Here is a 9,903-nt window from a genome sequence, read left to right as displayed (position 1 = left end):
GGCGGGGCCGCGGGCCGGGCGGGCATGCCGGGCATGGGCGTCCCCGGCGGCAGGGGCGCGGGCAAGGACGACGAATCCACCAAGGGCATTCCCGACTACCTGGTCACCCGGGAACACGGTGACGAACTCACCGGTCTGGACAATCCGCCCAAGCTGGTGCCGCCCGTCATCGGCGCCGACTGAATCGCGAAACCTGATGGAACAGAGTAGATCCCCCGTGCGCACCTGGCATCTCACCGCTCTAGACTTCCGCACCCTCTGGGAGGCGGCGGGACGCGACGTGCTGCCGTACCCCCTGCACCACCGCCACGTCGGTGTCGAATCCCGGGCGGAGGTCCGCCGGCTGCGCGGCAAGGCCGCCGAGAACATGATGGCCGAGTTCGACAGCGACCTCGACGCCGCCATGGCCGCGCTGTTGGCTCCGCACGCGCGCGTCGAAGTGGCGGGCGGTTCCGGCAGCACGAGAACGATCCGCGCACACGGTGGAACCCGGGACACCTACGCCGCCTTGGCCGTTCAGGCCCCCGGCGAAGACTCGGACCCGGGCGACATCGCCCTGTACTTGATGGCCCCCGACGACCTCGCCGCCGCGGTCCTGTCCACCCTCCCGAAGGTCGGTCCCGGCTCCGGCCGCGAAATCAAGGTCACCGCAGCCGAACTCGCCGCTCCCCGCCCGCATGTCCGCGACCTGTGGAACCCCACCCCGCGCGAACAACTCGAAACCTTCCTCGCCAAACCCACCGACACCCTCACCCACATCGGCGTCTACGCCCACGCCAGCGTCGACAACCGCCACACCGAGGGCCGCGACGACTTCCAGCTCCACGACCTCACCAACGACGGCCGCTACGTCTTCTACGGCGAAACCACCTTCATCGCCAAACCGACCACCCCCACCCGCCTCCATTCGACTCTCGCCACGATCCTCACCACCACCGCGACCAGGGCCAGATCCGGCATCTACCGCCCCCGCTGACCTCGCCAGTGCTCGCCGCCGGTGCCCCGACCGCGCCACTCGACAGCCGAATGATCTGCGGCCGGATACATCGATGGATCGCCTTCGTCGGCTGGAATCAGATGGCCAGGACAGTCTTTCCGCGAGCGCTGCCCGCGCCGAGGACGGCCGGGGCGGCTTCGAGGGGGACGGTGGCTTCCACGGGAACGACCACGTCGCCCGAGGCGACGCGGGCGAGCAGGCGGCTCAGTTCGGGTCCGCGACCTTTGGATTCGAAGTTGCCGCCGGCGATGTCGTGTTCGCGCAGGGTGGGCTCGTCGGCGGCCCAGACGGTGGAGTAGGCGCGTCCGCCGCGGCGGACGAGGGTGGCGTGGGTGGCGAAATCGGCGGGGCTGCTGACCAGGTCGAAGAGGACGTCGATGCCGTCGGGATGGGTGAAGCGGACGGCGCCGGTGATGCTGGAGTCGCGCTGGGTGGCGGGGTCGGGGTCGACCACAGTGGGATCGGCGGGGCGGATCTGGGTGTAGTCGATGGTTTCCGCGGCGCCCAGGCGGGCGACCTGGTCGGCGGCGTCGCCGCGGGCGGTGGCGATCACGTGGGCGCCGGCGATATTGGCGAGCTGGACCAGGAAGGAGCCGACACCGCCGGTCGCGCCGACGATCAGCACCGTCTGCCCGGGGCGGATCCGGGCGGTGTCGACCAGGTCCTGGGCGGTGACGCCCGCGACCGGGAGGGCGGCGGCGGTGACCGAGGTGACGCCCTCGGGGATCGGCACCAGCGTGGCGTCCTCGGGCAGGGTCGCGTATTGCGCCCAGCTGCCGTGCCCGGCGGGTGCGGTGAGGAACTTGCCGACCACCCGGTCACCGACGGCGAACGAGCGCACGCCCGCGCCGACCGCCGAGATCGTGCCGGCGCCGTCGACGCCGAGGATCATCGGGAAGTCGGTGGGCATCTTGCCCTCGAGGATGCCGTCGGCCATTTTCAGGTCGAACGGGTTGACCCCGGCGGCGTCGAGCGCGACCTGCACCTCCCCGCGCCCGGGCTCCGGCACCGGCATCTCGGCCAGTTCGGGAGTGGCACCGAACTTCTGAACCACGATCGCGCGCATCGGTCGGCTCCTCTTCCTCGGGTGGTCCGGGCACGGCAATCCTAGGCGGACAGCCTTGCGACGTGCGGTGATTGATCGTCTTCGGTGGTGTCGCGGCGTAGCGTGAAGACCGATTCGGTGCCCACCGGAAAAAGTTGGAGTTGAGTGGAACAGACTCAACTTTGTGAGCGTTGAACCAGTCGATACCTGACCTACCCGAGGAGATCTGTGGACTCGTTCAATCCCACCACCAAGACACAGGCGGCGCTGACCGCCGCCCTTCAGGCCGCTTCGGCGGCAGGCAACCCGGAGATCCGTCCGGCGCACTTGCTGGTGGCGTTGCTGGATCAAACCGATGGCATCGCCGCCCCGCTGCTGAAGGCCATCGGCGTCGACCCGGCGACCGTCGAGCGCGAAGCGGGCGACATCGCCGACCGGCTGCCGCGCGCGACCGGTGCGACCACCACACCGCAGCTCGGCCGCGAGGCACTGGCGGCGCTGGCCGCCGCGCAGCGTCTGGCCACCGAGCTGGGCGACGAGTACGTCTCGACCGAGAATCTGCTGGTCGGCCTGGCCGACGGCGACTCCGAGGTGGCCAAGCTGCTGCGCAGGCACGGCGCGAGCCCCGAGGCGCTGCGGGATGCCTTCACCACGGTGCGCGGCAGCGCGCGGGTCACCAATCCCGACCCGGAAGCCAGCTACCAGGCCCTGGAGAAGTACTCCACCGACCTCACCGAGGCCGCCCGCGCGGGCAAGCTCGACCCGGTGATCGGTCGCGACACCGAGATCCGCCGCGTCGTGCAGGTGCTCTCGCGGCGCACCAAGAACAACCCGGTGCTCATCGGCGAGCCCGGCGTCGGCAAGACCGCCATCGTGGAGGGTCTGGCGCGCCGGATCATCGAGGGCGACGTCCCGGAGTCGTTGCGCAACAAGAAGGTCGTCTCGCTCGACCTGGGCGCGATGGTCGCGGGCGCGAAGTATCGCGGTGAGTTCGAGGAGCGGCTCAAGGCCGTGCTCGACGACATCAAGAACAGCGCGGGCGAGATCATCACCTTCATCGACGAGCTGCACACCATCGTCGGCGCCGGCGGCACCGGCGACTCGGCGATGGACGCGGGCAACATGATCAAGCCGCTGCTCGCGCGCGGTGAACTGCGCCTGGTCGGCGCGACCACACTCGACGAGTACCGCAAGTACATCGAGAAGGACGCGGCACTCGAGCGCCGGTTCCAGCAGGTCATGGTCGGTGAGCCGTCGGTGGCCGACACCATCGGCATCCTGCGCGGCATCAAGGAGCGCTACGAGGTGCATCACGGCGTGCGGATCACCGATTCCGCGCTGGTGGCTGCCGCGACCCTGTCGGACCGCTACATCACCTCCCGGTTCCTGCCCGACAAGGCGATCGACCTGATCGACGAGTCGGCCTCGCGACTGCGCATGGAGATCGACTCCCGGCCGGTCGAGATCGACGAGGTGGAGCGGGCCGTGCGCCGCCTCGAGATCGAGGAGGTCGCGCTGGAGAAGGAGACCGACGAGGGCTCCAAGCAGCGGCTCGAGAAGCTGCGGCAGGAACTGGCCGACGACCGCGAGAAGCTCAGCCAGCTGACCACCCGGTGGCAGAACGAGAAGAACGCGATCGACTCGGTGCGCGGGCTCAAGGAGCAGCTCGAGGCGCTGCGCGGGGAGTCCGAGCGCGCCGAGCGCGACGGTGACCTGGGCAAGGCCGCCGAGCTGCGCTACGGTCGGATCCCCGCGCTGGAGAAGGAGCTCGCCGCGGCCGAGCAGGTCAGCGGCGCGGCGCCGGACGGCGACGTGATGCTCAACGAGGAGGTCACCCCCGACGACATCGCCGACGTGGTGTCGTCGTGGACGGGTGTGCCGGTCGGCCGGATGCTCGAGGGCGAGACCGCCAAGCTGCTGCGGATGGAGACCGAGGTCGCCGGGCGCGTCGTCGGGCAGGAAGAAGCGGTGCAGGCGGTGTCCGACGCGGTGCGCCGGGCGCGGGCCGGGGTCGCCGATCCCAATCGCCCGACCGGGTCGTTCCTGTTCGTCGGTCCGACCGGCGTGGGCAAGACCGAGCTGGCGAAGTCGCTGGCGGACTTCCTGTTCGCCGACGAACGCGCCATGGTCCGCATCGACATGAGCGAGTACAGCGAGAAGCACTCGGTGGCTCGTCTGGTCGGCGCGCCGCCCGGATACGTCGGCTACGACCAGGGTGGCCAGCTCACCGAGGCGGTGCGCAGGCGGCCGTACTCGGTGGTGCTGTTCGACGAGATCGAGAAGGCGCACCCGGACGTCTTCGACATCCTGCTGCAGGTTCTCGACGAGGGCAGGCTGACCGACAGCCAGGGCCGCACGGTCGACTTCCGCAACACGATCCTCATCCTCACCTCCAACCTGGGTGCGGGCGGCGATCGGGAGCACGTGATGGAGGCGGTGCGGCGCGCGTTCAAGCCGGAGTTCCTCAACCGGCTCGACGACGTCGTGATGTTCCACGCGCTCGACGCCAAGCAGTTGGAGTCGATCGTCGACATCAACCTGCGGCAGCTGCAGAAGCGGCTCTCGCAGCGGCGGCTGACCCTCGATGTCACCGACGAGGCCAAGCAGTGGCTGGCGGTGCGCGGCTACGACCCGGCCTACGGTGCGCGGCCGCTGCGCAGGCTGATCCAGCAGGCCATCGGCGACAGCCTGGCCAAGGAGCTGCTCTCCGGCGCGGTCGTCGACGGCGACACGGTGCGGGTGAGCGTAGACGACGCCACCGACACGCTGGTCGTCGGTCGCGAGGCTGTCCACAGCTCGTGAAATATCCACAGCGCGGTGCGTAGGGACCTCCCAACGCACCGCGCTGACCTACGCTGGAGCTCATGACGAACCCGAACGATCCGTGGGGGCAACGCCCGGAGGATTCGCCGACCGAACGGTTGGGTTCGCCGGGCATGGATTCGACCAAGCCGTACGGAGGCGGTGGATTCGACGAGTGGGGGCAGCCGTCGAACCCGACGCAGGCCTTGCCTCCGCACGACGCGCAGTGGGGCGCCTACGAAAGCGGTTATCCCGCAGCGCAACCGCCACCACACCAGCCGCCCCCCGGCTACGACCAGGGCTATCCGGCCCCGCCGCCTCCGGGCTACCCGCCCCGGCCGCAGGACGGTGACCAGGGCGAACCGCCGAAGCGGCACACCGGTTTGTGGATCGCGCTCGGCCTGGGCGTGCTCGCGCTGATCGCGGTCGGCGGTGTGCTCGCCGGCCTGGTGCTCAGCGGCAACTCCTCCGATGACGACACCACCGCGTCGGGGCTGACCACCAGCCAGGTGGCGCCGCCGACCAGCAGGCAGACCACTCCGGTCGTGCCGCCCAGCGCGAGTGGCCTGCCCGGGCTGCCCGGTCTCGGCGGTGGCGACGATCTCGGTGCCACGATGGGCAGCATCACCGCCAACACCGGCACCGAGATCACCATGAGCACCCTCGGCGGGTCGACAGTTCGGGTGCTGATCGACGATGCCACCCAGGTGATCTCGCTGACCAGCACGAAGGCGAGAGAGCTGCCCGTCGGCGACATGGTTATGGTGCAGGGCGACAAGAACCCAGACGGGTCGATCCACGCCAAGATCATCATCAGTACGGCGTTGCCAGGCGGCCCCCGATGAGCGACCCGCGCGTCGAAAGCCCGGCACTGCCGGGCGATCACGGCGACGGCTGGATAGGCTAGGCGACGATGACGGCTATGTGGTTCGGGTTAGCGGCGATCGCACTCGTGGGTGCGGTCGTACTGCTGTATTTCGATCGGGTCCAGCGACAGCGGACCGGGCACGCCCGCCAGGTCTGGGCGAAGTCCCAGGGTTATACCTATGTTTCGGTCGAGCCCGCGCTCGCCTCGACGTGGCGTCGGGGCGCACTGGCCAAGCTCGGCTATCTCTCGGCGGTCGACGTGGTCTCCGGCATCCGCAAGGGTGAGAAGTTCGTGCTCTTCGATCTGGAGGACGCGGCCACCCTGGTGGCGGTGCGCAGGCAGATCGGTTCCGAGATCGACGTCGACATGCGGCTCAAGACCGCGTCGCCGCCGAAGGACCACGATTTGGAACTGCTCGGCGCGATCGGTGACCGGGTCGTCTTCGCGACCGATCCCGAGATCGCCAGGCACGCGGTCGATCAGCGGATGGTCGGCTTCATCGAGTCGCTGACCGACACCGTGCAGATGCTGTGGAGCGAGGGCAACTGGACCCTCGGCATGCTGCCCGTCGGCAGCGGCGCCAAGGACTGGGAGACCGCGATCGACGCGGTGCTGCGCCTGTCCGGCCTGCTGCACGTGCTGCCGCCGGTCGCCGAGCCGAGCGAGTTCACCCGGCCGCGCAGCAATGCCGACCAGCCGCTGGGCACGGGCCCGCGGCCGGTCTACGACGAGGACGACGTCGACGACGACCGCGCGTCCGGCGAATTCGCGCCCGCCCGCCCGGTCACCGAGGACTACTCCGACCACGGCCGCACCCGGTTCCCCGGCCCGGACGACGAACTCGACGCCGACGACCGCTACCGCGACGAGCCGGGCTTCGGCTCCCGCGGCGCCGCCCCGCAGGCGGCCGGCGAGCCCGACGACTACGCCGAGTACAGCCGTCGCCCGGCGGGCAGGCCCGCCTACACCGCCGACGATTACGACCCCGACCTCGACGATCCCGAATTCGAGGATCAGCCGGCGCCGGGCCGCCGCCCGCTCGGCGAGCCTCCGAAGCGGCCGTCGCTGGCCGTGGTCCCCGAACCGCGTCCGCGCGTAGAACCGCCGCTGCCGCACGCCGAGGAGTCCGAATCCGGACAGCCCGGCGGCCCCTTCCACCCCGGTTTCCGCCCGTACCAGGGGCCGGTACCGAAGTGACCAGTGCCGCGGCGATCGGCGCCGCGGCAGCCTACTCGTCTCGACCGGAATCGACCTGCGATGACTGACAGCCCAGTGCGCCTACCCGGCGTGCACCGTCCCGTGGCCATGATCACCGGACCGACGTCCGGGATCGGCCAGGGTTTCGCCCACCGTCTCGCCAGCCTCGGCTACGACCTGGTGCTCGTCGCCAGGAACGAGGAGCGGCTGCGCGCGCTCGCCGACGAGCTCGGCCGCCGCTACGCCACCTCCGCCGAGGTGCTCGTCGCCGACCTCGCCGACGACGAGGACCGCGCCCGGGTCGCCGACCGCGCTGCCCAGGGTCTCGAATTCCTGGTCAACAACGCGGGTTTCGCGCACTCGGGGGAGTTCTGGACCATCGAGCCCGCCGAGCTGCAGGCCCAGCTCGACGTCAACGTCACCTCGGTATTGCAGCTGTGCAGGGCCGCGCTGCCCGCGATGATCGCCGCGGCCTCCGGGTCGATCGTCAATGTCGCGAGCGTAGCCGGGCTGATCCCCGGTCGGGGGTCGACCTACTCGGCCTCCAAGGCCTACGTCGTATCCTTCTCGGAGGGGCTGGCGGGTGGATTGTCGGGCACGGGTGTCCGCGTCCAGGCGCTGTGCCCCGGGTTCGTGCACACCGAGTTCCACGAGCGCGCGGGCATCGAGATGGGTTCGCTGCCGAAGCGCCTGTGGCTCGACGTCGACCAGGTCGTCGACGGGTGCCTGCAGGATCTGGACTCCGGCAAGGTCATCAGCGTGCCCGGCGTGCAGTACAAGGTGCTCACCGCGGTGGCGGGTTTCGTCCCACGAACCCTGGTGACGCGCCTCAATCGCGGACTCTTCAACGCGCGCGGACGGACCTAGGCCATGAGCGCTGGGCCGAAACGCGGCGCGTAGCGTTAGCACCGGCCCGGCTCATGACCGAAAGGACACGCAAACGATGATCGACCAGGCACGTCAGGCGCTCACCGAGGCGGATCGCGACCAGCTGGCCGCGCTCGTGCGCGAGCTCGCGGTCGTGCACGGCAAGGTGACGCTGTCCTCGGGCAAGGAGGCCGACTACTACGTCGACCTGCGCCGCGCGACGCTGCACCACCAGGCCGCCCCGCTGATCGGTTCGCTGCTGCGCGAACTGGTCGCCGACTGGGACTTCGACGCCGTCGGTGGACTCACCATGGGCGCCGATCCGGTCGCGATGGCGGTCATGCACGCGCCGGGTCGCCCGATCGACGCGTTCGTCGTCCGCAAGGCGGCCAAGGCGCACGGTATGCAGCGCCAGATCGAGGGCCCCGACATCGTGGGCAAGCGGGTGCTGGTCGTCGAGGACACCACCACCACGGGCAACTCGCCGCTGACCGCGGTTCGCGCGCTGCGCGACGCGGGCGCGATCGTGGTCGGCGTCGCTACTGTCGTCGACCGGGAAACCGGTGCTGACCAGGTCATTGCCGCGGAGGGGCTGGAGTATCGGTCCATCCTCGGGCTCGATGACCTTGCTCTGGGTTAGCCTGAACAACGCCAAACCTGGATGACGATGTGGTCGTCCGGTAAGTCTGAAGGACGTGTGAGTCACCTGTGGTGAGCATTGCAGTTAACAAGAGTCGCGACAACGTTGCGATGCTCGGGATCGGTGCGTACCGACCGCAGCGCATCGTCAGCAATGCTGAAGTGTGCGAAAAGCTCGACTCGACGCCCGAGTGGATTTTCGAGCGCACCGGTATCCACAACCGTCGCTGGATCAGCGGCGACGAGACCATCCGGTCGATCGCCGCGGCCGCCGGTGACCGCGCGCTGAAGAACTCCCCGATCGAGCGCGCCCAGATCGGCGCGGTCATCCTGTGCACGTCGAGCTGGCTCAAGCTCACCCCGCACGGCGCGCCGTCGGTGGCCTCCGATCTCGGCCTCAACGGCGTGGCTGCCTTCGACCTCACCTCCGGCTGCGGTGGCTTCGGCTACGGCCTCGGCGTCGCCGCCGACCTGATCCGCGCCGGTTCGGCCGACTACGTGCTGGTGATCGGCGCCGAGACGATGACCGTCGGCCTCGACCCGACCGACCGCGGCACCGCGATGATCTTCGGTGACGGCGCGGGCGCCGTGGTCGTCGGCCCGGCCGAGGAGAACGGCATCTCGCCGACGGTGTGGGGCAGCGACGGCGAGAACGCCGAGGCCATCGCCCAGGATGTCGACTTCCTCGCGTACATGAACAAGGCCCAGGCCATGCAGGGCACCGACCCCGAGGTCGAGCCGATCGGCCGGATGTCGCTGCACATGGAGGGCCCGAAGGTCTTCCGCTGGGCCGCGGTGACTCTGCCGCGCGCGCTGTCGGCGGCGCTGGACGCCTCCGGCGTGGCCAAGGAGGACATCGAGGTGTTCATCCCGCACCAGGCCAACGCCCGGATCAACGAGCTGATGAAGAAGAACCTCGGCCTGGCCGAGGGCATTCCGATGGCCAACGACATCGAGAACACCGGCAACACCTCGGCCGCCTCGATCCCGCTGGCGATGGAGGAGATGCTGGTCACCGGTAAGGCGAAGGGTGGTCAGCTGGCGCTGTTGCTCGGCTTCGGCGCCGGGCTGAGCTACGCGGGCCAGGTCGTCACCCTGCCGCCCGCCCCGAAAGAAACGAGCTTCTGACGTGCGACCGCTGCGCGCCGGATACCTCGCGGCGGCGGCGGTCACCGTCTTCGGTGCCGTCACCGGTCGCGAACGGCTGCAATGGCTGACCAAGCCGCTGCTGATGCCGCTGCTGGCGGCCGACACCGTCACCAGCGGTGTCGAGCTCGACCCGGCCGAACGCCGGATCCTGCTCGGCTCGCTGGCCGCGGCCACCGTCGGTGACGTGCTGCTGATCGACCCCGACGACGACAAGCGCCTGATCGCGGGCGCCTCCTCGTTCGCCGTCATGCAGACCGGCTACTCGCTGCTGTGGTGGCGGCGCGGTGCCCGGCCGCGGGCCGCGATCGCCGCGCCCCGGCTGGTGGCGTGGGCGGGCGC

The 9,903-nt window shown here is 69.9% G+C and carries 9 protein-coding genes and 1 pseudogene; 9 read left to right on the top strand and 1 reads right to left on the bottom strand.

Annotated features, from left to right (window positions below; translation table 11 throughout):
- Together V8688_RS29615 and V8688_RS29610 are read left to right on the top strand one after the other, a co-directional pair.
- Window positions 1–183 (top strand): annotated as a pseudogene (locus V8688_RS29615) (hypothetical protein); the annotation flags it as partial.
- A 34-nt stretch (window positions 184–217) separates the two neighbouring features.
- Window positions 218–976: an ESX secretion-associated protein EspG gene (locus V8688_RS29610; RefSeq protein ID WP_218716191.1), complete on the top strand. Its 759-nt coding sequence runs from the start codon at window positions 218–220 to the stop codon at window positions 974–976.
- A 97-nt stretch (window positions 977–1,073) separates the two neighbouring features.
- Here the strand turns inward: V8688_RS29610 and V8688_RS29605 are convergent, their stop codons facing one another.
- Complete coding sequence (locus tag V8688_RS29605) at window positions 1,074–2,063, bottom strand: NADP-dependent oxidoreductase (protein WP_218716190.1); 990 nt, start codon at window positions 2,061–2,063, stop codon at window positions 1,074–1,076.
- Between the two features lie 207 nt (window positions 2,064–2,270).
- Here V8688_RS29605 and clpB point away from each other — a divergent pair, with 207 nt between their 5' ends.
- From clpB to V8688_RS29570, 7 genes are all read left to right on the top strand, one after another.
- Window positions 2,271–4,844 (top strand): ATP-dependent chaperone ClpB, encoded by a 2,574-nt coding sequence (clpB, locus tag V8688_RS29600; RefSeq protein WP_218716189.1) that lies wholly within the window; start codon window positions 2,271–2,273, stop codon window positions 4,842–4,844.
- A gap of 62 nt (window positions 4,845–4,906) precedes the next feature.
- Window positions 4,907–5,689: a DUF5666 domain-containing protein gene (locus tag V8688_RS29595; RefSeq protein WP_342802173.1), complete on the top strand. Its 783-nt coding sequence runs from the start codon at window positions 4,907–4,909 to the stop codon at window positions 5,687–5,689.
- 77 nt (window positions 5,690–5,766) lie between these two features.
- Complete coding sequence (locus tag V8688_RS29590; protein WP_218716187.1) at window positions 5,767–6,909, top strand: hypothetical protein; 1,143 nt, start codon at window positions 5,767–5,769, stop codon at window positions 6,907–6,909.
- 60 nt (window positions 6,910–6,969) lie between these two features.
- Window positions 6,970–7,776 (top strand): SDR family oxidoreductase, encoded by an 807-nt coding sequence (locus tag V8688_RS29585; protein WP_218716186.1) that lies wholly within the window; start codon window positions 6,970–6,972, stop codon window positions 7,774–7,776.
- Window positions 7,777–7,852: 76 nt separating this feature from the next.
- On the top strand, window positions 7,853–8,416 hold the full coding sequence (pyrE, locus tag V8688_RS29580; protein WP_019049751.1) for an orotate phosphoribosyltransferase: 564 nt from the start codon (window positions 7,853–7,855) through the stop codon (window positions 8,414–8,416).
- 68 nt (window positions 8,417–8,484) lie between these two features.
- The gene (locus V8688_RS29575) at window positions 8,485–9,543 is read left to right on the top strand and encodes a beta-ketoacyl-ACP synthase 3 (protein ID WP_218716185.1); all 1,059 of its coding nucleotides are present in this window, start codon (window positions 8,485–8,487) and stop codon (window positions 9,541–9,543) included.
- A 1-nt stretch (window position 9,544) separates the two neighbouring features.
- On the top strand, window positions 9,545–9,903 hold a 359-nt coding region (locus tag V8688_RS29570; protein ID WP_342802172.1), incomplete at its 3' end, for a lysoplasmalogenase family protein.

Source organism: Nocardia sp. No.11 (assembly GCF_038752175.1).
Taxonomy (GTDB): domain Bacteria; phylum Actinomycetota; class Actinomycetes; order Mycobacteriales; family Mycobacteriaceae; genus Nocardia; species Nocardia canadensis.
Note: the sequence above shows the minus strand (reverse complement) of the source record. Positions and strands in the feature narration are given on the sequence as shown.